The sequence below is a fragment of the Streptomyces sp. HUAS MG56 genome (assembly GCF_058673395.1).
Genome location: NZ_CM178722.1, coordinates 3405798 through 3430639, shown reverse-complemented (window position 1 = coordinate 3430639; position 24842 = coordinate 3405798). Strand labels below are relative to the sequence as shown.

Sequence of the window (24842 nt, the reverse complement as noted above, 5' to 3'; positions counted from 1 at the left end):
GCCTCCTGTCCGCCGGCTGTTCGTACCTGGATCTCTGGCGGGCGCCGGGCGCGCCTAAACGCTTGCGGCCTGTGGGAGACGCCACCAGCCTGGAGCGCATGACGAAGAACAGCACGCGTCTCGACCATGTCGTCCTGTGGGTGGCCGACCCGGTGGCCGCGGCCCGTTTCTACACCGAGGCCGTCGGTCTGGAGCCCGTCAGACTCACCGAGTTCGTCGAGGGGAAGGTGCCGTTCCCCTCAGTGCGCGTCAACGAGGAGACCATTTTCGACCTCGCCCCGCACACCTTCGCGGACCGCATGAGGATGCTGCCCGGCGCGGCCGACAGCGCGGGCCATCCGGTCAACCACGTCTGCCTGTCCCTGCCGGCCGACGCCTTCGAGGCACTGCGCGCCCGGCTGGAGAGCAACGGCGTCCCCCTGTCCGACATCGGCCACGACTCCTTCGGCGCCCGCGGCAGCGCCCCGCGATCGTTCTATTTCCGGGACCCCGACGGCAATGTCTTCGAGGCCCGGCACTACGACGCGTAGCAGCCGAGCAGTCGGCGAGCAGTCCCCGGGAGCGGTCAGAACAGCGGCTCGGGCAGCACGCCCTCCAGGGCGAGCAGCTTCCGCTTGGTCTCCAGCCCGCCCCCGAAGCCGCCGATACCGCCGTCGCTCTCCACCACCCGGTGGCACGGCACGACCACCGGCAGCGGATTGGCGCCCATGGCCGCGCCGACGGCCTGCGCCCCGCCGGGCTGCCCGACCCGCCCCGCGAGAGCGCCGTACCCCACCACCGTGCCGTACGGCACCCCGGAGGCCAGCTCGCGCAGCACCTGGCGGTTGAAGCCGGAGATCAGCGACCAGTCCAGCGGCAGGTCGAAGTCGTGCCGCTCGCCCGCGAAGTACGCGCGCAACTGGCGTATGGCCTCGGTGAGCGGCGGCGCGTCCGGATCCTCGACGGGGGCGGCGCCGAACCGGGACGCCAGCCGCTCCAGCGCCCGGTCGCGCACCGCGTCCGTGGCGTGGAAGACGACGTTGACCAGGCCGTCCCGGGTCGCGGCCAGCATCAGCGGACCGATGTCGCTGCCGACGACGGTCCATACGACGCGCTGCTCATCCTGCCGTTCGCTGTCCATGCGACCACCGTACGGCCCGCCACTGACAACGCCCGTCCCGGCTCAGTGCGAGCCCAGCGCCGCGCGCACCACGTCGGCCTTGTTGGTGATGATCCCGTCGACGCCGTACTCCGCGGCCGTGTGGGCGCCGGCCGCGTCGTCCACCGTCCAGGCGAACACCTTGAGCTTCCTGCCGTGCGGCCCCTTGAACGTGTGCACGGCCGCGACATAGCCGCGCGAGAGCGACCCGTACGAGGGATTGATGAGATCGGCGAAGCGCGCGTCCTGGTACAGCTGCTCCACCTTGGGCGAGCCGAGCAGGGCCGTGGTGACCGCGGGCTTCAGCTCGTGGACGGTCCGGATGCTGTCGGCGCTGAAGCTCTGCACGATCAGCCGCTCCAGATGGCTCCCGTCCAGCCAGCCCTCGTTGCCGAGGAGCTTCAGGGTCTGCTGCTCGATGCCCGGGTACAGCTCTGGGTTCTTGATCTCCAGGAGCAGTTTCTCGTGGTTGTGCTCGATCCGCCGCATGTACTGCGCGAGCGTCGGCACGCGGGTGCCCGCGTAGGCGGGGGAGTACCAGCTGCCCGCGTCCAGCCGGGCGATCTCGGCCGCGGTGAAGTCCTTCACCTTCCACGGCGCCCGCCCGGGGAAGACCTGCTCGACGTCGGTGGTGCGCTTCAGGCTGTCGTCGTGGATGACGACCAGCTCGCCGTCCTTGGTGCGCTGGACGTCGTTCTCGACCCAGGTGATGCCCAGCGTCGCGGCCTTGTCGATCGAGGGCAGTGTGTTCTCGGGCGCGTAGGCGGCGGCGCCCCGGTGCCCGACCACCGTCGGCTCGCCGGAACCGCCGGCCCGGGCGTCGGGGGTGGTGATCAGCAGGACCGTCGCGATCCCCAGGACCGCGGCGGCGGTGGCCACTACGCGCGCGTGCATACGGACTCCTCGCGTCGAGTTGATACCGACTGCCACAAGAGTGACAGCAGACGACCGATGGCACCGGGCACACGAGAAGCGCACAACGCGGACAAACACCCAAGTCCGCTCACGGGTACCGCACAAGTGCGGCAACGCCGTGTTTCTTTGCCGGAAAATCGTTCGACCATTCCGGTGGGGGTCATACTCTCTGCGACAACCCTGACCGCCCGCGCGGTCCTGGGGCAGGGGGAACGTTTCAGGTGATCCAGGACGCAAGAGGGCGGAAGGGCAGCCGCGAATGCAAGGCACGGTCGACGGATTCAGCTACGGGGCCGTCACCCCGTTGGCGGCCTATCTGATGGCCTGCCTGGGTGGTGCCCTCGGCCTGCGCTGCACCACGCGCGCGTTGCTGGTCTCGCACTCTCGGCGGCCCGCCTGGCTGGCCCTCGGCTCCGCCGCGATCGGCTCCGGCATATGGACCATGCACTTCGTCGCCATGATGGGCTTCGCCGTCAAGGAGGCGCCGATCCACTACGACAAGCCGATCACCTACGCGAGCCTCGGCCTCGCCATCGTCATGGTCGGCGTCGGAATCTTCATCGTCGGCTACCGCGGGGCCACGGGTGCCGCGCTGTTCACCGGCGGCACCGTCACCGGTCTGGGCGTCGCCTCCATGCACTACCTGGGCATGGCCGGAGTCCGCTTCCACGGCCGGTTCACGTACAACACCGTCACGGTCGCGGCCTCCGTCGCCATAGCGGTCGTGGCCTCCACCGCCGCCCTGTGGGCCGCCGGACGCGTGCGCGGCTTCCTGTGGAGCGTGGGGGCGAGCCTCGTCATGGGGCTGGCGGTCAGCGGCATGCACTACATGGGCATGGCAGCCCTGGGGGTCCACCTCGACGGCCACTCCCACGCCGTCGGCGGCGCGCCGGAGCCGTCCGTGCTCGTGCCCATGCTGATCGGCCCGCTCGTCTTCCTGCTCCTCGCGGCCGTGGTCGTGGTCTTCGACCCGATGATGGTCATGGGCCGGCCCGTCCGTGCGCCCGTCGAGCGGAAACCGGGCGTCCCGGCCGCCGCCGTCGTCTCCCACCTGGACCGCCGGCCCGCGCTCCACGAGGGACGCCGGCCCGAGCACCACGGCTCCAGGACGCCGTAGAACCGCTGATCGGGACCCGTTGTCAGTGCGGGGTCGTACGGTGGATGGCATGCGGCCCGTTTCCCACATCGAACGCACGGTGGCGCCCTTCGAGGTCGTCAGCCCCTACCAGCCCAGCGGTGACCAGCCGGCAGCCATCGCCGAGCTGGCCAAGCGCATCGAGGCCGGTGAGAAGGACGTCGTCCTGCTGGGCGCGACCGGCACCGGCAAGTCCGCCACCACTGCGTGGATGATCGAGAAGCTCCAGCGCCCCACGCTCGTGATGGCGCCGAACAAGACCCTGGCCGCCCAGCTGGCCAACGAATTCCGCGAACTCCTGCCGAACAACGCGGTCGAGTACTTCGTCTCGTACTACGACTACTACCAGCCCGAGGCCTACGTCCCGCAGTCGGACACCTACATCGAGAAGGACTCCTCGATCAACGAGGAGGTCGAGCGCCTGCGCCACTCGGCGACGAACTCGCTGCTCACACGGCGCGACGTCATCGTGGTCGCCTCGGTCTCCTGCATCTACGGCCTCGGTACGCCGCAGGAGTACGTGGACCGGATGGTCCCCCTCCGGGTCGGCGACGAGATCGACCGGGACGATTTGCTGCGCCGCTTCGTCGACATCCAGTACACGCGCAACGACATGGCCTTCAGCCGCGGCACCTTCCGGGTCCGCGGCGACACCATCGAGATCTTCCCGGTCTACGAGGAGCTGGCCGTCCGCATCGAGATGTTCGGCGACGAGATCGAGGCGCTGTCCACGCTGCACCCACTGACCGGTGAGATCATCAGCGACGACCAGCAGCTGTACGTCTTCCCCGCCTCCCACTATGTCGCCGGCCCCGAGCGCATGGAGCGGGCCGTCAACGACATCGAGAAGGAGCTGGGGGAGCGCCTCGCCGAGCTGGAGAAGCAGGGCAAGCTCCTGGAGGCCCAGCGCCTGCGGATGCGCACGACGTACGACATCGAGATGCTCCGCCAGATCGGCACCTGCTCCGGCGTGGAGAACTACTCGATGCACTTCGACGGCCGCTTGCCCGGCTCCCCGCCGAACACCCTGCTCGACTACTTCCCGGACGACTTCCTGCTCGTCATCGACGAGTCGCACGTCACCGTCCCGCAGATCGGCGCCATGTACGAGGGCGACGCCTCCCGCAAGCGCACCCTGGTGGACCACGGCTTCCGTCTGCCGTCCGCGCTGGACAACCGCCCCCTGAAGTGGGAGGAGTTCCAGGAGCGCATCGGCCAGACCGTCTACCTGTCGGCCACCCCGGGCGCGTACGAGCTGTCGCGTTCCGACGGTGCGGTCGAGCAGATCATCCGTCCCACGGGCCTCGTCGACCCGGAGGTCGTCGTCAAGCCCACCGAGGGTCAGATCGACGACCTGGTGCACGAGATCCGCAAGCGCACCGAGAAGGACGAGCGCGTGCTCGTCACCACGCTGACCAAGAAGATGGCCGAGGACCTCACCGACTACTTCCTCGAACTGGGCATCCAGGTCCGCTATCTGCACAGCGACGTCGACACCCTGCGCCGCGTCGAGCTGCTGCGCGAGCTGCGCGCCGGCGAGTTCGATGTCCTGGTCGGCATCAACCTGCTGCGTGAGGGCCTCGACCTGCCGGAGGTGTCCCTGGTGGCGATCCTGGACGCCGACAAGGAGGGCTTCCTGCGCTCCGGCACCTCGCTGATCCAGACGATCGGCCGCGCGGCGCGTAACGTCTCCGGCCAGGTCCACATGTACGCCGACAAGATCACCCCGGCGATGGAGAAGGCCATCGAGGAGACCAACCGCCGCCGGGACAGGCAGATCGCCTACAACAAGGCCAACGGCATCGACCCGCAGCCGCTGCGCAAGAAGATCAACGACATCGTCGCGCAGATCGCCCGGGAAGAGGTCGACACCGAGCAGCTCCTCGGCAGCGGCTATCGCAAGTCCAAGGACGGCAAGGGCGCCAAGGCACCCGTCCCGTCGCTGGGCGACAAGGCGGCCAAGGGCGCGAAGGCCGGCAAGGCGGCCAAGGGCCAGGCGGTGCCCACGGACCGTCCGGCGGCCGAACTCGCCGAGCAGATCGAGGAGATGACCGAGAGGATGCGCGCCGCCGCCGCGGAGCTCCAGTTCGAGATCGCGGCCCGGCTGCGCGACGAGGTCTCGGAGATGAAGAAGGAGCTGCGCCAGATGCGGGAGGCCGGGCTCGCCTGAGCCCGTGACACCCTGCCGGACCTCGGCATACGCGCCAAGTGTTGCAACACCGACACAAAGCGCGGGCCGGGGTTCGGCACTGTCGGTGCGCCTGCGTAGGGTTTTGGTCAACCGCGCACTGCGCGGCAACAGGGGACCATCGAGAGGGGAAATCAGCGGTGTCCGTCAACTTGAGCAAGGGTCAGGCCATCAGCCTGGAGAAGAAGGACGGGGCCACCCTGACCGCGGTCCGCATGGGGCTCGGCTGGCAGGCGGCGAAGCGGCGTGGTCTCTTCGGCTCCCGCACCCGGGAGATCGACCTCGACGCCTCGGCGGTGCTCTTCGCCGAGAAGCAGCCGGTCGACGTCGTCTTCTTCCGCCACCTGGTGAGCGACGACGGCTCCGTCCGCCACACCGGCGACAACCTCGTCGGCGGTGCCGGCCAGGGCGGGGACGACGAGTCGATCCTGGTGGACCTCCAGCGCGTTCCGGTCCACATCGACCAGATCGTCTTCACCGTGAACTCCTTCACGGGCCAGACCTTCCAGGAAGTGCAGAACGCGTTCTGCCGCCTCGTGGACGAGACCAACGGCCAGGAACTCGCCCGCTACACACTGGACGGCGGCGGCGACTACACCGCCCAGATCATGGCGAAGGTGCACCGCGCGGGTCCGGGCTGGACGATGACCGCCCTGGGTTCCCCGGCCAACGGCCGCACCTTCCAGGACCTGATGCCGTCGATCCTGCCGCACCTGTAGGCCCGACCGCTCGACCGGCAAGGCGCACGACACAACGACACAGGGGGGCACGGCGATGACGGCCGAGCTGGTGCGGGGGCAGAACCACCCGCTGTCCCAGATCCGGCTGACGGTCCGGATCTCGGCCGGGGTGCCGGTCCTGGCCGGAGCCACGCTCGGCGACGAGAACGGCACGGTGCCCGGCCCTCAGTGGGTGGCCCATCCCGGCGCCCCCGACCTGCCGGGCGTCGAGGTGCCCCGGCAGACCGCCGCCGAACACCGGCTGGCCGTCGACCTGGGCGCCCTGCCCGAGGCCGTGCACCGCGTCGGTGTGTTCCTCGCGCTGCCCACCGGGCCCGCCGGCCCGCTCCGGTTCGGTGCCGTCGCAGCCCCGCACACCACGGTCGACGGCCCCGACGGCACCGAGATCGTCAGCTACACCTTGACCGGCCTGGACACCGAGACGGCCGTGGTCGCCCTGGAGCTGTACCGCAGACAGGGCGCCTGGAAGGTCCGCGCGACGGGCCAGGGCTACGCGGCCGGCCTTCCCGCACTGCTGGCCGACCAGGGCCTGCCGGAGTCCGCGGACCTGGTGGCCACCATCCAGCGGACACCGGCCCCCGCCCCGGCTCCGCCCCTGCCGGCGCCCACCCCCGCGCCCGGCCCGGGGACGCCGACACACTCGTACGCACCCCAACTCCCGGAGCCCGCACCGTCGTACGAGACACAGAGCCCGTACGACGTGCAGAACCCGTACGACACCCAGGCACCCGGCGCCGCTCCGGCGGACCCCGAAGCTCCGCGAACCCCCGGGGCCCCGGTGGACTACACACACCCGCGCCGCCGCCCACCCGGCACCGCGCAGTCTCCGGCGCCCGCGACGGATGCCGCCACCGACGACCGGCCCGCGCAGCCGGTCGCGGGGGACGCCGTGGGCTGGTCGATGGAGGAGCGGCTGTACAACCAGGTCTGGGGCATGTTCGAGGACCTGGCCCGCACCACGGCCGCGTACCGCAGCGCCGTCGAGTTCGCCGACTCCCGTCTGGAGAGGGAACTGGACCAGGCGCTGGCCGACCCCGGCAGCCGGCTCGGCGCGGCGGGCGACACCGCGCGCGAGGCGGCCCACGCCCGCCGGACGCAGCTGATCGACCAGGCCCGCGTGGTCCTCGACCGCGACCTCGCCCAGCTCTCCGCCGAGTCCGATGTGGTCGAGCCCGCGCTTCCGCCCGCGTACGCCCGCTGGGACAATCCCGTCTGGCACGGCTACCGAGTGCCGGACGAGGAGCCGATGGCTCTGCGGCTGGGCGATCTTCACCTGCCGGAGAGCAAGCCGCTGCGCATTCCCATGCTGGTCAGACTGCCGCTGGAGCGCGGCCTGTGGCTCGACAGCGGCCCGGGGAACGCCCACGGTGTCCCGGACTCCGCCGAACTGCGGCACCTGGCCATGGAGGCCGCGGTCGCACTCGCCGCGCGCCTGCTCGCCGTGCATCCACCGGGCGGTTTCGCCCTCCAGGTCATCGACCCGGCCGGTGCCGGGGCGGCGGCGCTCGGCGTGCTGACCCGGACGGGGGTGCTCGCCATGCCGCCCGCGACCGGGGCGGCGGGTGTCACGGAGGTGCTGGAGAGACTCACCCGTCGGGTCGACCTGGTGCAGATGGCGGTGCGCGGTGGCACGCCCGAGTCACTGCCGCCCGACGTCGACACCGCGCAGCAGTTGCTGATCGTCAACGACTTCCCGCACGGCTTCGACGACCGTGCGGTGACCCGGTTGCGCTACCTCGCCGACGAGGGGCCCGCTGTCGGCGTGCACCTGCTGCTGGTGGCGGACCGCGAGGACGCCGCCGCCTACGGCCCGTTGCTCGATCCTCTGTGGCGTTCGCTGATGCGACTCACACCCGTCGCCGACGACCATCTCGCCGACCCCTGGATCGGGCACGCCTGGACCTACGAGCCTTCGCTGGTGCCGGCCGGCAGCCAGATCGTGCAGCACGTGCTCACCGAGGCGGCCGAGGCCAGGGGCAAGTACAAGTAAAGCCGCCCTGAACTGGGGGTTTTGTCTTTATTTTACCTTTAACTTTACCTTTCCTTGGTTATTGGGTAGGGTCTTCGGTGCGGAGGGGAGTACTCCCTGAGTGCGGCGCACCCGTCAGTACGGACCGGTTCCGGTCCCGGGGCGTCGGCCCCGAGCGGGTGGAAGAGACCTCCGGCAGCGACAGCGCTGAAAGTGTTTGCCGTTACGTAATGCCGGAGGAACAGTGGACGTTTCCGTGACCCTGTGGGTCCTGACCATCGCGGGCCTGGCCGCCCTGATCGCGGTCGACTTCTTCATCGGTCGCAAGCCGCATGAGGTGTCGATCAAGGAAGCCGGTATCTGGACCGTCGTCTGGATCGCCCTGGCCGGACTCTTCGGCCTCGGCCTGTTCCTCTTCGGCGGTGGACAGCCGGCCGGTGAGTTCTTCGCCGGCTTCATCACCGAGAAGTCGCTCAGCGTCGACAACCTCTTCGTCTTCGTCCTGATCATGGCGAAGTTCGCGGTGCCGACCCGCTACCAGCAGCGCGTCCTGCTCGTCGGCGTGCTCATAGCCCTGGTGCTGCGGGCGATCTTCATCGCCGCGGGAGCCGCCATCCTCGCCAGCTTCTCCTGGGTGTTCTACCTCTTCGGTGCCTTCCTGATCTGGACGGCCTGGAAGCTCATCCAGGAGGCCCGCGCGGACGGGGAGGACGAGGAGTTCGAGGAGAACAAGCTGCTGAAGGCCGCGGAGCGCAGGTTCGGCGTGGCGGACCGCTACCACGGCACCAAGCTGTGGATCCAGGAGAACGGCAAGCGGGTCATGACCCCGATGCTGGTCGTGATGCTCGCCATCGGCACCACGGACGTCCTGTTCGCCCTGGACTCCATCCCCGCGATCTTCGGCCTGACCCAGGATCCGTACATCGTCTTCACCGCCAACGCCTTTGCCCTGATGGGTCTGCGGCAGCTGTACTTCCTCATCGGCGGCCTGCTGCGCAAGCTGGTCCACCTCTCGTACGGCCTGTCGATCATCCTCGGCTTCATCGGCGTCAAACTGGTGCTGCACGCCCTGCACGAGTCCGGTGTCCACGTGCCCGAGATCAGCATCCCGGTCTCGCTCGGCGTGATCTGCGCCGTCCTGATCGTCACCACGATCACCAGCCTGATGGCCGGCAAGAAGCAGACGGCCGCCGAGGCGGCGGGTGCCGGCGGTGAAGGTGCCGCGAGGGACAGCGTCGACGCCTGACCCGGCCGACGGCAGAAGCGCCCACCGGCGGGAGCGGGACCGTGCCATGCGGTTCCCGCTCCCGCCGGTGGGATGAGGGCAACGGAAGGATGAGAGGTATCCGAAAAGAGCAGAATGCGAATCCTGTACGCCTCTGCGACGATCGCCGCATGATCAGTAGGCTGCGGTCGCTCACCCGGCAATGGACGACGCTCGTGCCGGTGCTCGCGATCGTCCTCCTGGTCTTCACCTGGGGCCGTGGCCTGCCGGGCGCGGCCGTCGCCCTGGTCACCCTCGTGCTCGCAGGGTCCGTCCTCGCGGCGGTGCACCATGCCGAGGTCATCGCCCACCGCGTCGGTGAACCCTTCGGTTCCCTCGTCCTGGCCATCGCCGTCACGATCATCGAGGTGGCGTTGATCGTCACCCTCATGGCCGACGGCGGCGACAAGAGTTCCACCCTGGCCCGGGACACCGTCTTCGCCGCCGTGATGATCACCTGCAACGGCGTCGTCGGGATCTGCCTGCTCGCCGCTTCCCTGCGGCACGGCACCGCGGTCTTCAACCCCGAGGGCACCGGCGCCGCCCTGGCGACCGTGGCGACGCTGGCCACGCTGAGCCTGGTCCTGCCGACGTTCACCACCAGCAAGCCCGGGCCCGAGTTCTCCTCGGTGCAGCTGACGTTCGCCGCGTTGTCCTCGCTGATCCTGTACGGCCTGTTCGTGGCCACGCAGACCGTGCGCCACCGCGACTACTTCCTTCCGATCACCCGGCAGGGCGAGGTCATCACCGCCGAAGAGCACGCGCGGCCGCCGTCCGCGCGCACCGCCTGGACCAGCCTCGGTCTGCTCGGACTGGCCCTCATCGGCGTGGTCGGGCTGGCCAAGGGCGTGTCGCCCGCCATCGAGTCGGGCGTGGCGGCCGCGGGCCTGCCCCAGGCGGTCGTCGGCGTGATCATCGCCCTGCTCGTGCTGCTCCCCGAGACGATCGCCGCGCTGCGCTCCGCCCGCCGCGACCGGGTGCAGACCAGCCTCAACCTCGCGCTGGGCTCGGCCATGGCCAGTATCGGCCTGACCATCCCCGCAGTCGCCCTCGCCTCCGTCTGGCTGTCCGGCCCGCTCGTCCTCGGCCTCGGCTCGACTCACATGCTGCTGCTCGCGCTGACCGTGGTGGTCAGCTCTCTGACGGTCGTGCCGGGCCGGGCCACCCCTCTGCAGGGCGGCGTCCACCTGGTGCTCTTCGCGGCCTATCTGGAGCTGGCGATCAACCCGTGACCGGCTCCACCACCGGCATCGGCACCGGGCGGGTCTCGGGCAGCAGGGCGAAGCAGGCGAGGCTGAGCAGCGCGACGCCCGTCAGATAGACGCCCACGCCCCAGGGGACCCGCCCGCCGTGTTCCGCGAGCGCCGTGGCCACGATCGGGGTGAGAGCGCCGCCGAGGACTCCGCCGAGGTTGTAGCCCACCGCGGCACCCGTGCAGCGCACCCGCGCCTCGTACAGCTCCGGCAGATACGCGGCGATCACCGCGAACATGGTGATGAAGGAGACCAGAGCGCCCAGGATGCCGAGGAACATCAGCAGCGGCTGACCGGTGCCCAGCAATGCGACCATCGGCAGCATCCACAGGCCGCATGCCGCGCATCCGGTGAGGCACATCGGCCGGCGTCCGAAGCGGTCGGCGAGCAACGCCATGAACGGCGTGAGGGACGCCTTCACCACCACCGCGGCCATGACACAGGTCAGCATCACCGTCCGGCTCACCCCGAGCCGCTCCGTCGCGTACGTCAGCGACCAGGTCGTCACCGTGTAGAAGACCGCGTACCCGGCGGCCAGCGCCCCGGCCGTCAGCAGCACCAGCCGCCCGTGATGCCGTACGACCTCGACGAACGGCACGCGCGCGTGGTCGTCGATCTCCAGGAACCGGGGGCTCTCCACGATCGACCAGCGCAACAACAGCCCGCCGAGCGCCAGCGCCCCAGCCGCCCAGAACGGCACCCGCCAGCCCCAGCGAGCGAACTCCGCGTCGGACAACGTCGCCGACAGCGCGAGCACCACCCCATTGGCGAGCACGAACCCGATCGCCGGGCCCACCTGCGGAAAGCTCGACCACAGGGCGCGACGGCCGGGCGGCGCGTGCTCGGCGGTCAGCAGCACCGCTCCGCCCCACTCCCCGCCGAGCCCCAGACCCTGGAAGAAGCGCAGCACGAGCAGCAGCACCGGCGCGGCGACGCCGATCGACCCGTACGACGGCACACAGCCCACCGCGACCGTCGAGGCGCCCGTGAGCAGCAGTGACAGGACCAGCACCGGCCGGCGTCCGCGCCGGTCACCGAGGTGCCCGAACAGCACCGAGCCGAGCGGCCGGGCCAGGAACCCGACCCCGAACGTCCCGAACGCCGCCAGCGTCCCGGCGAGCGGTGAGAACGTCGGGAAGAACAGCGGTCCCAGGACCAGGGCCGCCGCGGTCCCGTAGACGAAGAAGTCGTAGAACTCGATCGCGGTCCCCGCGAGGGAGGCGGCGGCGAGCCGCGGCATCGATGGTGTGCTTACGGTGCGTACAGGCTCCATGTCGCGTCAACTACCCTTAGTGATCAGGGGTTACGGGGGCGCATGGGGGTGCTGAAGTCACCGGAGTGCGCGCCGAGGCGACGGCGCACGCGGCGCGTCGTCCGCCGTGGTCACCGTGATAGACCGGGTGCGAGCGGCGGTCGTCGACGCACCGCCCCGAACGGACCGGAGGAACCGTGCCCCGCACCCTGGCCAACGCCCCGATCATGATCCTCAACGGGCCCAACCTGAATCTGCTCGGCCAGCGCCAGCCCGAGATCTACGGCAAGGACACGCTGGCCGACGTGGAGGCGCTGTGCGCCAAGGCGGCGGCCGCACACGGGGGCACGGTGGACTTCCGGCAGTCCAACCACGAGGGCGAACTGGTCGACTGGATCCACGAGGCACGCCTGAACCACTGCGGGATCGTCATCAACCCCGCTGCCTACTCCCACACGTCGGTCGCGATTCTGGACGCACTCAACACCTGCGACGGCCTGCCCGTCCTGGAGGTGCACATCTCCAACATCCACCAGCGCGAGTCGTTCCGGCATCACTCCTACGTCTCGCTGCGCGCCGACGGCGTGATCGCGGGCTGTGGCGTCCAGGGCTACGCCTTCGGCGTCGAGCGGGTCGCGGCCCTGCTGGGGGCCGCGCAGGCCGAGGCGTAGCGGCCGCCACGCGCGCGTAGCGGCCGCCCGCCGGGGGCGTCGCGCCACGACCTCACAGGCGGCCGGCCTCCACGATGCGCCGCAGGAAGCGCCGCGTGCGCTCCTGCTGCGGATCGCCGAAGACCTCATCGGCGGTGCCGCGCTCCAGCACGACGCCACCGTCCAGAAAACAGACCTGGTCGGCGACGTCCCGTGCGAAGCCCATCTCGTGCGTCGCCAGGACCATGGTCATGCCGTCGCCCTTGAGGTCGCGGACCACCTCCAGCACCTCGCCGACGAGTTCGGGGTCGAGCGCCGCCGTGATCTCGTCCAGCAGCAACAGCCGGGGCCGTACGGCGAGGGCCCGTACGATCGCCACGCGCTGCTGCTGACCGCCGCTGAGCCGGTCGGGGTAGGCAGTTGCCTTGGCGCCCAGTCCGAGGCGCTCCAGCAGCTCCCTGGCGCGTTCCTCGGCCTCCTCGCGGGGGACGCCGTGCACCCGCCGCGGCGCCAGCGTCACGTTGTCCAGCACGGTCATGTGCGGGAAGAGGTTGTACGCCTGGAAGACGACGCCGATCCTGCGCCGCACCGCGTCCTGGTCGACGCGCGGATCGGTGATCTCCTCGCCGTCCAGCCAGATCGCGCCGTCGTCGATCTCCTCCAGCAGGTTGGCGCAGCGCAGCAGCGTCGACTTTCCCGAACCGGAGGCGCCGATCAGCGCGGTCACCGTGTGCGGGGCGACCTCCAGGCCGACGTCGCGCAGGACGACGGAGCCGGCGAAGGTCTTGCGGACGGACTCCATGCGCAGCACGGGCGCGTCGCTCATAGGGATCCTCCCTGGGCCCGCCGCCGGTCCATCCGGGCCGTCACCCAGTCCGTGAAGCGGGTCATCGGAATGGTCAGCGCCACGAACACCAGCCCGGCGACGATGTACGGCGTGTAGTTCAGACTGCGGCCCACGATGATGTCGGACGCCCGGACGGCGTCCACCGCGCCGCCGATCGACACGAGACCGGTGTCCTTCTGGAGCGACACCAGGTCGTTGAGCAGGGGCGGGACCTGACGGCGCACCGCCTGTGGCAGTACGACGTGGCGCAGCGCCTGTCGGTTGGTCAGGCCCAGCGAGCGGGCCGCGGCGAACTGCGAGGGGTGCACGGACTCGATGCCGGCGCGGAACACCTCGGCCACGTACGCCGAGTACGTGAGCGTCAGCGCGGTACCGCCGAGCAGCACCGGATCGACCGTCACGCCCTGAAGACGCAGCGCCGGCACGCCCAGGACCACGATCATCAGGTTGATGATCAGCGGAAGGCCGCGGAAGAAGTCGGTGTACGCCGCGGCCAGCACGCGCAGCGGGAAGAACACGGGTCCGCGCAGGGTACGCGCGATGGCGATCAGCATGCCGAGGACCAGGACGGCGGCGCCGCAGATCACCAGCAGACGGACGTTCAGCCACAGCCCTTCGAGGACTTTCGGCAGCGCCTCGCGCGCGTACTGCGCGCTGAAGAACGTCTCCTTGGTGCGTGGCCAGCCCGGTGCGTCGACGACGACGAGGTAGAGCACGACAGCTGTGACGAGCGTCGAGAGTGCCGCGACGGCCGTGGCGCGCCGCGCACGCGCGCGTTTGTGGCGTTCCCGCTCCAAACGTCGCTCGGAGGGCACGTAGTTGTCGTCGACGGCGCCGGTCATGTCTCCCTTGTCGTCGGCTCCCTCCGGGGCCGACTCGCCCTTGGTGACCGTCACTTGAGCACCGGGGCGTCGACGGCGTCCGAGAGCCACTGCTTCTCGAGCCGGGCCAGTGTGCCGTCCTTGCGCAGGGAGTCGACGGCGCCGCTCACGCACGGGGTCAGCGCGCTGCCCTTGTCCAGCACCAGCCCGAACTGCTCGGGCGCGCCGCCCTGGTTCTCGAACTGGCCGACGACCTTCGCGTCCGTCACCTCGGCCGAGGTGATGTAGAACGCGGTCGGCAGGTCGACCACGATGGCGTCCACCTGGCCGTTCTTCAACGCGGACTTGGCCTGGTCGTTCTTGGCGAACGCGGCCGCCTCCTGCTTCGGCTTCACCACGTCGGTGATGTAGTCCAGGCTCGTGGTGCCCACCTGGGCGCCCAGCTTGAGGTTCTTCAGATCCGCGATGCTCGCCGCCTTGGCCGCCTTGCTGCCCTTCAGCGCGATCACCGCCTGGCGCACGTCGTAGTAGCCGGAGGAGAAGTCCACGGCCTTCTTGCGCTCGTTGCTGATCGACACCTGGTTGATGTCGAAGTCGAAGGTCTTCACGCCGGGCGCGAACGCCTTGTTGAATAGCACGCTCTGCCACACGACCGCGTTCTTGCCGTATCCGAGCTGCTTGGCCACGGCATAGGCGACCGAGGACTCGAAGCCCTTGCCGTCGGCGGGCTTGTCGTCCTGGAACCAGGGCTCGTACGCCGGTTCGTCCGTCGCGATCGTGAGCTTTCCGGACGTCCTGGTGGCCAACTTGCCCGGGGCGCAGCTCTTCGCGGCCGATCCGGAGGCAGGGGTCGACGCCTTCCCGTCGGGCTGCGGAGCACAGCCGACAGCGGTGGCGAGCAGGGCTACGGTGGCGGCGGCCACCGCGTGGCGCAGGGTGCGAGGGGCAGGATGCATGGCGGGAGATTGGCAGCGAACCCGGCGTTTGTCCAGGTCACAGCGGTAACTGTCCGCATGGTGGGAACGGGTGTTGCGGCTGTGTGAACAGCTTCCGCGAACCTCGCCGCGCGTGTGCCGCAGGCCTGGGCCGCCGGTCGAGGGGCGGGGTGGGAAGACCGGCGGCCCTTCCGCACAGGAGCCGTCGGCCTGCGCGGTACTGCCACCAGTTGACCGCATGGCGGCGTCGCCCGGGAGCGTGCGCAGGGATCCGGCGCGTGTGAAGCGTTCACACGGGGCGCGCGCAGGAGAAAGCGCGCCGGGCGCATGCGAGAGGCGTGCGCGCCCGACGTGCGAACTCCGTGCCATGGAGCGCGCGATGGACCGTGGCGCGCTCGGTCTCCAGGATGCCGCGCCTCACCACCCGCGCGCGTGCCACTCCGGCAACTGGGGCCGCTCCGCGCCCAGCGTGGTGTCCTTGCCGTGTCCGGGGTACACCCAGGTCTCGTCGGGCAGTACGTCGAAGATCTTCGTCTCCACGTCGCGGATGAGGCTGGCAAACGCCCCCGCGTCCTTGAACGTGTTGCCGACCCCGCCCGGGAAGAGGCAGTCGCCGGTGAAGACGTGCGGGTGGCCGTGCGGGTCGTCGTAGACGAGAGCGATCGAACCCGGGGTGTGCCCGACCAGGTGCCGCGCGGTGAGTTCCACGTTGCCCACCCTGATGACGTCGCCGTCGTCCACGCGCACGTCGGTGGGCACCGGGATGCCGGGAGCGTCCTCGCGGCCCGCGTACGTACGCGCGCCCGTGGCCGCGACGACCGCGGCCAGTGCCTGCCAGTGATCGCCGTGCCGATGGGTGGTGACGACAGACGCGATGCCGTCGTCACCGATCATGCCCAGGAGCGTCTCCGCCTCGTTGGCGGCGTCGATCAGAAGCTGCTCGTCGGTGGCGCGGCAGCGCAGCAGATAGGCGTTGTTGTCCATCGGGCCGACCGCGATCTTCGTGATCATCAGGTCTTTCAGCTCGTGCACGTCCGCCGGTCCGCCGACCTTGACCTCTCCGGTGTACGTCATGGCGATCAGCCTATAGCGGGGGCGGGGCCCGCGGACCGTCGTCGGCCTACAGGGGAGGCAGCTTGGGCAGCGTGCCGTCCGTGGTCAGACCGGAACCGTCCCGCCGGCCGGCGAGCCAGCCCAGCAGGTCGGCGGGCGTGCCATGGGCCGCGACCGGCGCGCCGTCGGCGCCGCCGCCCGTGGTCCAGTTCCGGCCGTCCCCGGCGGACAGGCTGGTCGACGGGACCTCCTTGTGCCCGGCGAAGCGCCGGGCCAGGAAGTCGATCTCCCGCTCGGTGAACTCCGCCGGGAGATCCTCCAGCTCGTACCCGATCCCGAGATCCACGTGGTGCAGCTCCACCTCGGCCCACCGGCGGAACGGCACCCGGGACGCGGAGTCGGTGACCCCGTTGCGCAGCTCGACGGTGCGCGACCAGTCCGCCGGCGCGTCCCCCAGCGCCTGGAGGCGGGCCGCGCTTTCGCGCAGGTCGGTGAGCTGCACGTCGAGGGGGCGCGGGGCGTCGCGTTCGATGTCGGCGTCGCGCACCTCGGCGCTCGCGTACATGGGCCGGCCTTCGAGAACGTTCACGAGCGCGTCCGTGTTGCGGGAGAGGTGGGCGAGGACGTGCCCGCGGCTCCAGCCCGGAAGCCGTGACGGCTCGGCGAGCGAAGCGTTGTCCAGTTTGGCGACCGCGGTGAGGAGCCGTTCGGTCGCGTCACGTACACATGCCAGGTCATGAGCGTGATCGGTCATGGACCTGACCCTAGCCCCACCACACCTTTGGGTGAAGGTGGTGAAGCTCGCCCGCAAATCGAAAGCACGTGCTATATCGTCGAGAGCGGCGTCGGGCATGCTGGATGGCCGGGGGTTGTTATGCAACCGGGCAATCCGACCGGCGTTGTCAGTGGCTCCCCCTAGTCTGAAGAAGCACGGGGGCCCCGCCCCTGTCACTTCTCTCAAGAAAGGTGCGGACCGGCGTGGCCGACCGTCTCATCGTCCGTGGCGCGCGCGAGCACAACCTCAAGAATGTCTCGCTCGACCTGCCTCGCGACTCGCTCATCGTCTTCACGGGCCTGTCCGGGTCGGGCAAGTCCTCCCTGGCCTTCGACACGATCTTCGCGGAGGGCCAGCGCCGTTACGTGGAGTCGCTCTCCTCGTACGCCCGGCAGTTCCTCGGCCAGATGGACAAGCCGGACGTCGACTTCATCGAGGGCCTGTCCCCGGCAGTCTCCATCGACCAGAAGTCGACCTCGCGCAACCCGCGCTCGACGGTCGGCACCATCACCGAGGTCTACGACTACCTGCGTCTGCTCTTCGCACGTATCGGCAAGCCGCACTGTCCCGAGTGCGGCCGCCCGATCTCGCGCCAGTCGCCCCAGGCCATCGTGGACAAGGTCCTGGAGCTGCCGGAGGGGAGCCGCTTCCAGGTGCTCTCGCCGCTCGTGCGCGAGCGCAAGGGCGAGTTCGTCGACCTCTTCGCCGACCTCCAGACCAAGGGCTACTCCCGCGCGCGCGTGGACGGCGAGACGATCCAGCTCTCCGACCCGCCGGCGCTGAAGAAGCAGGAGAAGCACACCATCGAGGTGGTCGTCGACCGCCTCACGGTCAAGGACTCCGCCAAGCGCCGCCTCACCGACTCCGTGGAGACCGCCCTCGGGCTGTCCGGCGGCATGATCGTGCTCGACTTCGTCGACCTCCCCGAGGACGACCCCGAGCGTGAGCGCATGTACTCGGAGCACCTCTACTGCCCGTACGACGACCTGTCCTTCGAGGAGCTGGAGCCCCGCTCCTTCTCCTTCAACTCGCCCTTCGGCGCCTGCCCCGAGTGCACCGGTATCGGCACGCGCATGGAGGTCGACCCGGAACTGCTCGTCCCGGACCCGGACAAGTCCCTGGACGAGGGCGCCATCCACCCCTGGTCGCACGGGCACACCAAGGACTACTTCAGCCGGCTGATCGGCGCCCTCGCCGACGCGCTCGGCTTCCGCACGGACATCCCCTTCGCGGGCCTGCCCCAGCGCGCCAAGAAGGCCCTGCTCCACGGCCACAAGACCCAGATCGAGGTGCGGTACCGCAACAGGTACGGCCGCGAGCGCGTGTACACCACCCCCTTCGAGGGAGCGGTGCCGTTCGTCAAGCGCCGGCACAGCGAGGCCGAGAGCGACGCCAGCCGCGAGCGCTTCGAGGGCTACATGCGCGAGGTGCCCTGCCCCACCTGCGAGGGCACCCGCCTGAAGCCGATCGTCCTCGCGGTCACGATCATGGACAAGTCGATCGCGGAAGTCTCCGCGATGTCGATCAGCGACTGCGCGGACTTCCTGGGCCGGCTGACGCTGAACGCCCGCGACAAGAAGATCGCCGAGCGGGTGCTGAAGGAGGTCAACGAGCGGCTGCGCTTCCTGGTCGATGTCGGCCTCGACTACCTCTCCCTCAACCGCGCGGCCGGCACGCTCTCCGGCGGCGAGGCCCAGCGCATCCGCCTGGCCACCCAGATCGGTTCCGGCCTCGTCGGCGTGCTCTACGTCCTCGACGAGCCGTCCATCGGTCTGCACCAGCGGGACAACCACCGGCTGATCGAGACCCTGGTCCGGCTGCGCGACATGGGCAACACGCTCATCGTCGTGGAGCACGACGAGGACACCATCAAGGTCGCCGACTGGGTCGTGGACATCGGCCCCGGCGCCGGTGAGCACGGCGGCAAGGTCGTGCACAGCGGCTCTCTGAAGGAGCTGCTCGCCAACACCGAGTCGCAGACCGGCGCGTACCTGTCGGGCCGCAAGGCGATCCCCCTGCCCGACATCCGCCGTCCCCGCGACCCCTCCCGCCGGCTCACCGTGCACGGCGCCCGCGAGAACAACCTTCAGGACATCGACGTGTCCTTCCCCCTGGGCGTCTTCACGGCTGTCACGGGCGTGTCCGGCTCCGGCAAGTCGACGCTGGTCAACGACATCCTCTACACGCACCTGGCCCGCGAGCTGAACGGCGCGAGGAACGTCCCGGGACGGCACACGCGTGTGGACGGCGACGACCTGGTCGACAAGGTCGTGCACGTCGACCAGTCGCCGATCGGCCGCACCCCGCGGTCCAACCCGGCGACGTACACCGGTGTCTTCGACCACGTCCGCAAGCTGTTCGCCGAGACCACCGAGGCGAAGGTCCGCGGCTACCTGCCCGGACGATTCTCCTTCAACGTCAAGGGCGGCCGCTGCGAGAACTGCGCGGGCGACGGCACGATCAAGATCGAGATGAACTTCCTCCCGGACGTCTACGTCCCGTGCGAGGTCTGCCACGGCGCCCGGTACAACCGGGAGACCCTGGAGGTCCACTACAAGGGCAAGTCCATCGCCGACGTGCTGAACATGCCGATCGAGGAGGCCACCGACTTCTTCGAGGCGGTTCCGGCGATCTCCCGCCACCTGAGGACGCTGAAGGACGTCGGCCTCGGCTATGTCCGCCTCGGCCAGTCCGCCACGACCCTCTCCGGTGGTGAGGCCCAGCGGGTGAAGCTGGCCAGCGAGCTGCAGAAGCGCTCCACCGGACGCACGGTCTACGTCCTCGACGAGCCGACCACCGGTCTGCACTTCGAGGACATCAGCAAGCTGCTGAAGGTGCTCGGCGGCCTGGTCGACAAGGGCAACACGGTCATCGTCATCGAGCACAACCTCGACGTGATCAAGACCGCCGACTGGGTCGTGGACATGGGCCCGGAGGGCGGCGCCGGCGGTGGCCTCGTGGTCGCCGAGGGCACGCCCGAAGAGGTGGCCGGGGTACCGGCCAGCCACACCGGCAAGTTCCTGCGCGAGATCCTCGGTGCCGACCGCATCAGCGACGCGGAGCCGGTCAAGGCGTCCCGGAGCACCCCGGCCCGGAAGACGGCCGCGGCCAGGTCGACGGCGAAGAAGACGGTGACGGCCAAGGCCAACAACACGGCGACCAAGAAGGCCGCCGGGGCCGCCAAGAAGGCCCCCGCGGCGAACCCGGCGAAGAAGACGACGCGAGCCCGCAAGGCCTGACGACACATCACCACATGGGCTGACGCAATACCAAAAAAACGGCGCCCCGCGGGAACTCCCCGCGGGGCGCCGTTCGTTCATCCATCAGCCAGCCCGGTTCTGCGGTGCAGCAGGTCCCCGCGCGCCACAGTCCCGGCCGCACCTTGTCAACAGCACAGAGAAGACGGGGCGTTCACCACTCACCCAGCTCGGCCGCATAGGGCGGCTCGGCCCCGGCCCGTGAGCAGGTGATCGCCGCAGCCCGTGCCGCGAAGCGCAGCAGCCGTGCCCAGCCCTGTGCCCCCAGGGCGGCGAGCGCTTCCGCGGACAACGCGTCCTGGGCGGAAAGCCCGTGCAGCAAGGCCGCGTTCACCGTGTCACCGGCGCCGATGGTGTCCACCACGGCGACCTTCTCACCCGGCACGGAGTGCTCCCCTCCGTCACGGGTGAACACGGTCAGCCCGTCCCCGCCCCGGGTCACCACGACGGCCGACGGTCCCGAGGCCAGCCACTCGCGCGGCGTGCCGCCCAGCCACGCCGCGTCCTCCGCGGACAGCTTCAGCAGCGTCACCGAGGGCAGCCAGCTCTTGAAACGTGCCCGGTAGGCGTCCGCGTCCGGGATCAGTCCCGCCCGGATGTTGGGATCGAGCGCGGTGAACAGCCCCTGCCCGGCCGCCGCGCGCATCAGCTCCTCATAGGCGCTCGCCCCCGGTTCCAGGACGAGCGAGCAGGTGCCGAACGACACCGCGCGCGTGCCGGCAGGCAGTGCGGCGGGCGCGGTGAACAGACGGTCGGCGGTGCCGTCGACATAGAAGGAGTACGCGGCGGAGCCGGTGGCGTCGAGCGTGGCCACCGCGAGGGTCGTCGGCTCCGGCCCGCGCTGGACGGCCGACACATCGACCTCCGCCCGCCGTAGCCCGTCGAGCAGCGCCGCACCGAAGGCGTCGTGCGAGGCCCGCGAGCAGAAAGCGGTGCGGGAGCCGAGCCGGCCCAGGGCCACGGCGGTGTTGTACGGGCCGCCGCCGAGCGCCGGCTTCAGGTCCGCGAGGGCACCGGGGCCCTGCGGTACCAGGTCGATCAGTGCCTCACCGGCGACGACGATCACGAGACGGTTCCCTTCTCGGACAGCGTGAATGGTTCGCGGTGCTCGGGTCTCCCGGCCGCGCCGGGCTGCTCCGGGCAGCCGCAGGACGTGCGATGCACGAACGTGCACGGCAGTCGCACCGTCCGGGCCGGACGCCGGGGCTCGCTCAGCCGGTCCAGGAGAACCCGCACGGCCCGCGCGCCCAGTTCTCTGCTGGGCTGGGCGACGGCGGTGAGCCGTGGCGAGAACAGGTCGGCCCAGGCGAAGTCGTCGAAGCAGCACAGGGCGAGGTCGTCCGGGACGGACCGGCCGAGTCGGCGCAGTGCGCGCAGTGCCCCGATGGTCATCGCGTTGTTGGCGGTGACGAGGGCCGTGGGCGGATCGGGCAGCGTGAGCAGGGCCACCGTCGCCTGCTCGGCACCGGCGGACTCCGAGTCGCCGGACACGAGGAGCCGCTCGTCAAGCGCCAGGCCGGCGGCGGCGAGGCCGTCCCGATAGCCGGCGACGCGCTCTTCGGTGGTGCTCAGCCCGGGCAGACCCGCGACCATGCCGATCCGCCGGTGGCCCAGGGCGGCGAGATGAGCGACGAGGCGGGAGGTCGGCCCGGCGCTCTCGGCACAGACCTGGTCGCACCACGACACGCCCCCGTCGGGGGACGCACCCTCGTCACCGCCGGCCGGGGTGCCGTCCAGCACGCGCGCGTCGATCACCCGGTCGAGGAACACGGTGGGGACGGCGTGGCGGCGGAGGTAGCCGACGAGATCGTGCGGATGTGCGGAGGGGGCGACGATCATGCCGTCCACGCGGCGCTCATGGAGGAGCTGAGCGACCTTGCGTTCGTGCCCGGGGTCGTCGTGCGGGTCGGCGATGAGCAGGCTGTACCCCGCTTCCAGGGCGGCCGCCTCGACTCCCTGGAGGATCTCCGTGAAGTAGGGGTTGCTGATCGCCGACACGGCGAGCCCGATGGAGCGGGTACGGGAGGTCACCAGGGAGCGGGCCAGGGTGTTGGGCGTGTAGCCGAGGTTGTCGACGGCGTCCAGCACGGCCTGGCGGGTGTGCGACAGCACCGGCCGCGTGCCGTTGAGGACGTGGGAGACGGTCGCCACGGAGACACCGGCGCTGCGAGCGACGTCCGCCATGGTGGCCATCGGCTTTTCCTCCCTGAGCCGACGAGGCCGGGCGTTCCCGGCCCCTGTTGCGGGGGCTCCGGCCGGGAACGTATCCCATCGACCGGCCCCGCGTAAACGCTTGCGCAAGCGTTTACGTCCTCCGCCCGGGCAGCCCCGGCCCAGCTGCCTCCCCGGCTCCCCGTCCCCTGGCCTGGCCCCCACCCACCGAGCGTTCCGCTCCAGGGCACCCTCGCCGTCCCTCCGAGGTGCCACCCCTGCCGCAGAACCTGCCCCCTTGCCCGGGTATGGTCGCCCTGCCCAGCCCTTGATCCGTGGAGTTCCAGATGCCCGCCCGACCGTCCGCGAGCCGTCGTACCGTCCTTCGAGGGGCCGCCGTGGCCCCGGTCGCCGGGCTCGGCCTGGCCGCGTGCTCGGCGCCGGGCGGTGCCTCGGCGGCGGCCACCCCGACCGCGCCCGTCGACCTCGGTGCCGAGAGCGAGGTCGCCCAGGGCGCAGCCAAGCTCTACCAGGATCACAACGTGGTCGTCAGCCGTGACAGGAACGGCGCGCTGAAGGCGTACAGCACGATCTGCACGCACGCGGGGTGCCCCATCAACAAGCTCCAGGGGACGACCTTGATCTGCCCCTGTCACGGCAGCGAGTTCGACGCCACGACCGGCAAAGTGGTCCAGCAGCCGGCCACCGAGCCCCTCGCCGAGCTGCCGGTGAAGACCACCAACGGCAGGATCGTCGCCGGCCCGGGCGCCTGACCGGAAGCCGACGCCGGCCGAGCCGCCGTCCTGACGGTCGCCAGTGGCCAACAGGCCTACGACTGCCAACAGCCCTACGGCGTAGGGGATTTCACTCCCAGTCCCACGTGATGCCGATGATGCCCGGCCGGATCCGTGGCTCGACCACGTGGACGCAGTGGTGCGGTCCGGTGACCGGCAGTTCCTGCCGGCCGCTGCGGGGGGCCGCCGCCGAGGGCTGGGTGAAGCGGTGGCAGCGCGCCGGGAGTGCGGCCGTGTCGAAGCGCACCTGGAGTGCGTACTGGCCGCCGGGGGAGCAGAACCGGTGAAGATGTTCACGGGAGGTTCCGGCAGTGCCGTCCTCGATGCCGTACCGGAAGAGGAAGGTGTCGCCGGAGCGCAGCCGGGTGCCGAAGAGCAGCTCGGCCACCAGCAGGCCGGCGTCCTGGTCCCAGCGGACGCGTCCCGTGCGGCAGTTCTCCAGGGCCCGCACCCTGATGTCCGGCGGGCGGCAGCCGGGGTCGCCGTGGTGCACGGCGAGGAAGCGGTCGACGCCGTCGTGGTGGGCCCGCACGATGTGCTGGGCCTCGCGGGCCGCCAGTTCGCGCCGGGCGCCGATCCGGACGTATTCGTGATGGCCGAGGGTGTGCAGTCCGCCGTCGGCGGACCAGCCGAGGCCGGCCCGGAGCCGGTCGAGGACGTCCGAGGCCTCGATCAGGGAGCGGTAGGAGCGGGCCCCGGGGCGGCCGGACACCCTGTGCTCGTGGGTGTCGGCGAGCAGCCGGATCAGCGATTCGTCCGGCAGTTGGAGGATCTCCTCCAGCGCGCGCACGGCCCGCAGTGACTCGGGGCGCTGCGGGCGGCGGGCGCCCTGCTGCCAGTAACTCAGGCTGGTCACACCGACCTTGACCCCGTGGCGGGACAGATGGTGCTGGACACGCTGGAGCGGCAGCCCGCGTGCGGCGATGGCGGCGCGCAGCGCCGCATGGAAGGGGCCGCCCCGAAGGACCATGTCCAGTTCCGTGGTGAGGACGTCCGCGTGCTCGGTGGCATGCCGCATGCCGAGGCGCCTTTCTATGAGGTGTCGCTACGGCTGGTCGGGCCGTCTGCGCTGGTGTGCGGGACCACCCCCGTGGGCGCTGTGAGCACCCCTGACTGCGCACGCCGCATCCCGTTGTGCGGGCGTGCCCGGCCCCGAGTTCCCCCGCATTGAAGCGTGTTGACCTGGCCCCGACAACACCTCGAACCCGCCATGGCCCCGCCCGGCCGGACTGCGGCGCGCCGCCGGAACCGTCGCACCCCCGGGCCGTGCCGGTGCCCGTCGCGCCATGGGAGGATCGGCGCGTGGCGGAGACCTGGGCATTCGCCGGTGACGACATCGCTGTGCCGCCGGAAGAGGCGGTCGCCGGGCTGCGGCGTCGGATCGCAGCGGGGTGTCTCGAAGCCTGGTTCACCGGTTCCACCGGACGCCTGCTGAGCGTGCTGACCAACACCGAGCGCGCGCTGGTGATGCTCCTCGACGCGGACGGCGGTCCGCGGTCACCCCTGGGGCCGCGGGCGTGAGGGTGGGGGCTTCCGGCTCGCGAACGGGCAGTGCGACACGTGTCCCGACGAGGACACCGTGCCGCTCGACGAGGCGCTCAGGACCGTCCGGCAGGTGATCGGCACCGGTGCGTCCCCGGCCGGCGTGGGATGGTGCCGGGACGGGTGAACGGCGCGGGCGCGGACGTTGTCCACAGGCCCGACG

General features: G+C 70.5%; 22 protein-coding genes. 11 read left to right on the top strand and 11 right to left on the bottom strand.

The features are described from left to right. The first annotated feature begins 98 nt into the window (after window positions 1-98). Window positions 99-530 (top strand): VOC family protein, encoded by a 432-nt coding sequence (locus AC4OXY_RS16325; protein ID WP_356021266.1) that lies wholly within the window; start codon window positions 99-101, stop codon window positions 528-530. A 35-nt stretch (window positions 531-565) separates the two neighbouring features. Here the strand turns inward: AC4OXY_RS16325 and AC4OXY_RS16320 are convergent, their stop codons facing one another. Both AC4OXY_RS16320 and AC4OXY_RS16315 read right to left on the bottom strand, forming a co-directional pair. After that, window positions 566-1120: a methylated-DNA--[protein]-cysteine S-methyltransferase gene (locus AC4OXY_RS16320; protein ID WP_491994123.1), complete on the bottom strand. Its 555-nt coding sequence runs from the start codon at window positions 1118-1120 to the stop codon at window positions 566-568. Window positions 1121-1162: 42 nt separating this feature from the next. Then, a complete protein-coding gene (locus AC4OXY_RS16315) occupies window positions 1163-2032 on the bottom strand; it encodes a glycerophosphodiester phosphodiesterase (RefSeq protein WP_356021268.1) in 870 nt (289 codons plus the stop codon). A 280-nt stretch (window positions 2033-2312) separates the two neighbouring features. Here AC4OXY_RS16315 and AC4OXY_RS16310 point away from each other — a divergent pair, with 280 nt between their 5' ends. The 6 genes from AC4OXY_RS16310 (at window position 2313) to AC4OXY_RS16285 (ending at window position 10581) form a co-directional block, all read left to right on the top strand. Beyond that, window positions 2313-3170 (top strand): MHYT domain-containing protein, encoded by an 858-nt coding sequence (locus tag AC4OXY_RS16310; protein ID WP_491994122.1) that lies wholly within the window; start codon window positions 2313-2315, stop codon window positions 3168-3170. A 49-nt stretch (window positions 3171-3219) separates the two neighbouring features. Next, on the top strand, window positions 3220-5358 hold the full coding sequence (uvrB, locus tag AC4OXY_RS16305; RefSeq protein ID WP_356021273.1) for an excinuclease ABC subunit UvrB: 2139 nt from the start codon (window positions 3220-3222) through the stop codon (window positions 5356-5358). Window positions 5359-5516: 158 nt separating this feature from the next. Further along, window positions 5517-6095 carry a TerD family protein gene (locus AC4OXY_RS16300; protein ID WP_071370829.1) on the top strand — a complete coding sequence of 193 codons (579 nt, stop codon included), beginning with the start codon at window positions 5517-5519 and terminating at the stop codon, window positions 6093-6095. A 55-nt stretch (window positions 6096-6150) separates the two neighbouring features. Further along, window positions 6151-8106 carry a TerD family protein gene (locus AC4OXY_RS16295; protein ID WP_491994121.1) on the top strand — a complete coding sequence of 652 codons (1956 nt, stop codon included), beginning with the start codon at window positions 6151-6153 and terminating at the stop codon, window positions 8104-8106. Between the two features lie 223 nt (window positions 8107-8329). Further along, window positions 8330-9331 (top strand): TerC family protein, encoded by a 1002-nt coding sequence (locus AC4OXY_RS16290; protein WP_376290792.1) that lies wholly within the window; start codon window positions 8330-8332, stop codon window positions 9329-9331. Window positions 9332-9480: 149 nt separating this feature from the next. After that, window positions 9481-10581, top strand: coding sequence for a calcium:cation antiporter (locus AC4OXY_RS16285; protein WP_362819116.1), 1101 nt, complete (start codon window positions 9481-9483; stop codon window positions 10579-10581). On the opposite strand, the gene AC4OXY_RS16280 is transcribed toward AC4OXY_RS16285, so the two are convergent. Next, a complete protein-coding gene (locus tag AC4OXY_RS16280; RefSeq protein ID WP_356021282.1) occupies window positions 10571-11842 on the bottom strand; it encodes an MFS transporter in 1272 nt (423 codons plus the stop codon). The two genes, AC4OXY_RS16285 and AC4OXY_RS16280, sit on opposite strands and share 11 nt — an antisense overlap. A gap of 209 nt (window positions 11843-12051) precedes the next feature. Between AC4OXY_RS16280 and aroQ the strand changes: the two genes are divergently transcribed. Then, on the top strand, window positions 12052-12525 hold the full coding sequence (gene aroQ / locus AC4OXY_RS16275; RefSeq protein ID WP_356021284.1) for a type II 3-dehydroquinate dehydratase: 474 nt from the start codon (window positions 12052-12054) through the stop codon (window positions 12523-12525). Between the two features lie 52 nt (window positions 12526-12577). Here aroQ and AC4OXY_RS16270 read toward each other — a convergent pair whose 3' ends face one another. The 5 genes from AC4OXY_RS16270 to AC4OXY_RS16250 all read right to left on the bottom strand — a co-directional run bounded on the left by AC4OXY_RS16270 (window position 12578) and on the right by AC4OXY_RS16250 (window position 16914). Next, the gene (locus AC4OXY_RS16270; protein WP_356021286.1) at window positions 12578-13330 is read right to left on the bottom strand and encodes an amino acid ABC transporter ATP-binding protein; all 753 of its coding nucleotides are present in this window, start codon (window positions 13328-13330) and stop codon (window positions 12578-12580) included. Next, entirely contained in the window at window positions 13327-14247 is a 921-nt protein-coding gene (locus AC4OXY_RS16265) for an amino acid ABC transporter permease (protein WP_356021288.1), read from the bottom strand. Before AC4OXY_RS16265 ends, AC4OXY_RS16270 begins: the two co-directional genes overlap by 4 nt. Continuing rightward, a complete protein-coding gene (locus AC4OXY_RS16260; protein ID WP_491994120.1) occupies window positions 14244-15128 on the bottom strand; it encodes an ABC transporter substrate-binding protein in 885 nt (294 codons plus the stop codon). Before AC4OXY_RS16260 ends, AC4OXY_RS16265 begins: the two co-directional genes overlap by 4 nt. Before the next feature lie 396 nt (window positions 15129-15524). Then, window positions 15525-16181 (bottom strand): MBL fold metallo-hydrolase, encoded by a 657-nt coding sequence (locus AC4OXY_RS16255; protein ID WP_491994119.1) that lies wholly within the window; start codon window positions 16179-16181, stop codon window positions 15525-15527. A 46-nt stretch (window positions 16182-16227) separates the two neighbouring features. After that, complete coding sequence (locus AC4OXY_RS16250) at window positions 16228-16914, bottom strand: maleylpyruvate isomerase family mycothiol-dependent enzyme (RefSeq protein ID WP_376290804.1); 687 nt, start codon at window positions 16912-16914, stop codon at window positions 16228-16230. Window positions 16915-17138: 224 nt separating this feature from the next. On the opposite strand from AC4OXY_RS16250, the gene uvrA reads away from it, so the two are divergent. After that, a complete protein-coding gene (uvrA, locus tag AC4OXY_RS16245; protein ID WP_356021296.1) occupies window positions 17139-20174 on the top strand; it encodes an excinuclease ABC subunit UvrA in 3036 nt (1011 codons plus the stop codon). 172 nt (window positions 20175-20346) lie between these two features. On the opposite strand, the gene AC4OXY_RS16240 is transcribed toward uvrA, so the two are convergent. Both AC4OXY_RS16240 and AC4OXY_RS16235 read right to left on the bottom strand, forming a co-directional pair. Beyond that, on the bottom strand, window positions 20347-21258 hold the full coding sequence (locus AC4OXY_RS16240) for a carbohydrate kinase family protein (protein WP_356021298.1): 912 nt from the start codon (window positions 21256-21258) through the stop codon (window positions 20347-20349). Next, window positions 21255-22385: a LacI family DNA-binding transcriptional regulator gene (locus tag AC4OXY_RS16235; protein ID WP_491994118.1), complete on the bottom strand. Its 1131-nt coding sequence runs from the start codon at window positions 22383-22385 to the stop codon at window positions 21255-21257. The genes AC4OXY_RS16240 and AC4OXY_RS16235 overlap by 4 nt, the downstream gene beginning before the upstream one ends. A 305-nt stretch (window positions 22386-22690) precedes the next feature. Between AC4OXY_RS16235 and AC4OXY_RS16230 the strand changes: the two genes are divergently transcribed. Next, window positions 22691-23116, top strand: a complete 426-nt coding sequence (locus AC4OXY_RS16230; protein WP_356021302.1) for a Rieske (2Fe-2S) protein — start codon at window positions 22691-22693, stop codon at window positions 23114-23116. Between the two features lie 91 nt (window positions 23117-23207). Here AC4OXY_RS16230 and AC4OXY_RS16225 read toward each other — a convergent pair whose 3' ends face one another. Further along, complete coding sequence (locus AC4OXY_RS16225; protein ID WP_362819021.1) at window positions 23208-24155, bottom strand: hypothetical protein; 948 nt, start codon at window positions 24153-24155, stop codon at window positions 23208-23210. Window positions 24156-24439: 284 nt separating this feature from the next. On the opposite strand from AC4OXY_RS16225, the gene AC4OXY_RS16220 reads away from it, so the two are divergent. Next, on the top strand, window positions 24440-24658 hold the full coding sequence (locus AC4OXY_RS16220) for a hypothetical protein (RefSeq protein ID WP_356021307.1): 219 nt from the start codon (window positions 24440-24442) through the stop codon (window positions 24656-24658). Window positions 24659-24842: the final 184 nt, after the last annotated feature.

Excerpts from the sequence above, each read along its gene's own strand:
- AC4OXY_RS16270 (WP_356021286.1), bottom strand. The coding sequence starts at position 13,330 with ATGAGCGACGCGCCCGTGCTGCGCATGGAGTCCGTCCGCAAGACCTTC.
- AC4OXY_RS16320 (WP_491994123.1), bottom strand. The coding sequence starts at position 1,120 with ATGGACAGCGAACGGCAGGATGAGCAGCGCGTCGTATGGACCGTCGTC.
- AC4OXY_RS16295 (WP_491994121.1), top strand. The coding sequence starts at position 6,151 with ATGACGGCCGAGCTGGTGCGGGGGCAGAACCACCCGCTGTCCCAGATC.
- AC4OXY_RS16285 (WP_362819116.1), top strand. The coding sequence starts at position 9,481 with ATGATCAGTAGGCTGCGGTCGCTCACCCGGCAATGGACGACGCTCGTG.
- uvrB (WP_356021273.1), top strand. The coding sequence starts at position 3,220 with ATGCGGCCCGTTTCCCACATCGAACGCACGGTGGCGCCCTTCGAGGTC.
- AC4OXY_RS16260 (WP_491994120.1), bottom strand. The coding sequence starts at position 15,128 with ATGCATCCTGCCCCTCGCACCCTGCGCCACGCGGTGGCCGCCGCCACC.
- AC4OXY_RS16255 (WP_491994119.1), bottom strand. The coding sequence starts at position 16,181 with ATGACGTACACCGGAGAGGTCAAGGTCGGCGGACCGGCGGACGTGCAC.
- AC4OXY_RS16225 (WP_362819021.1), bottom strand. The coding sequence starts at position 24,155 with ATGCGGCATGCCACCGAGCACGCGGACGTCCTCACCACGGAACTGGAC.
- AC4OXY_RS16280 (WP_356021282.1), bottom strand. The coding sequence starts at position 11,842 with ATGCCGCGGCTCGCCGCCGCCTCCCTCGCGGGGACCGCGATCGAGTTC.
- AC4OXY_RS16250 (WP_376290804.1), bottom strand. The coding sequence starts at position 16,914 with ATGACCGATCACGCTCATGACCTGGCATGTGTACGTGACGCGACCGAA.
- AC4OXY_RS16325 (WP_356021266.1), top strand. The coding sequence starts at position 99 with ATGACGAAGAACAGCACGCGTCTCGACCATGTCGTCCTGTGGGTGGCC.
- AC4OXY_RS16235 (WP_491994118.1), bottom strand. The coding sequence starts at position 22,385 with ATGGCCACCATGGCGGACGTCGCTCGCAGCGCCGGTGTCTCCGTGGCG.
- AC4OXY_RS16315 (WP_356021268.1), bottom strand. The coding sequence starts at position 2,032 with ATGCACGCGCGCGTAGTGGCCACCGCCGCCGCGGTCCTGGGGATCGCG.
- AC4OXY_RS16310 (WP_491994122.1), top strand. The coding sequence starts at position 2,313 with ATGCAAGGCACGGTCGACGGATTCAGCTACGGGGCCGTCACCCCGTTG.
- AC4OXY_RS16230 (WP_356021302.1), top strand. The coding sequence starts at position 22,691 with ATGCCCGCCCGACCGTCCGCGAGCCGTCGTACCGTCCTTCGAGGGGCC.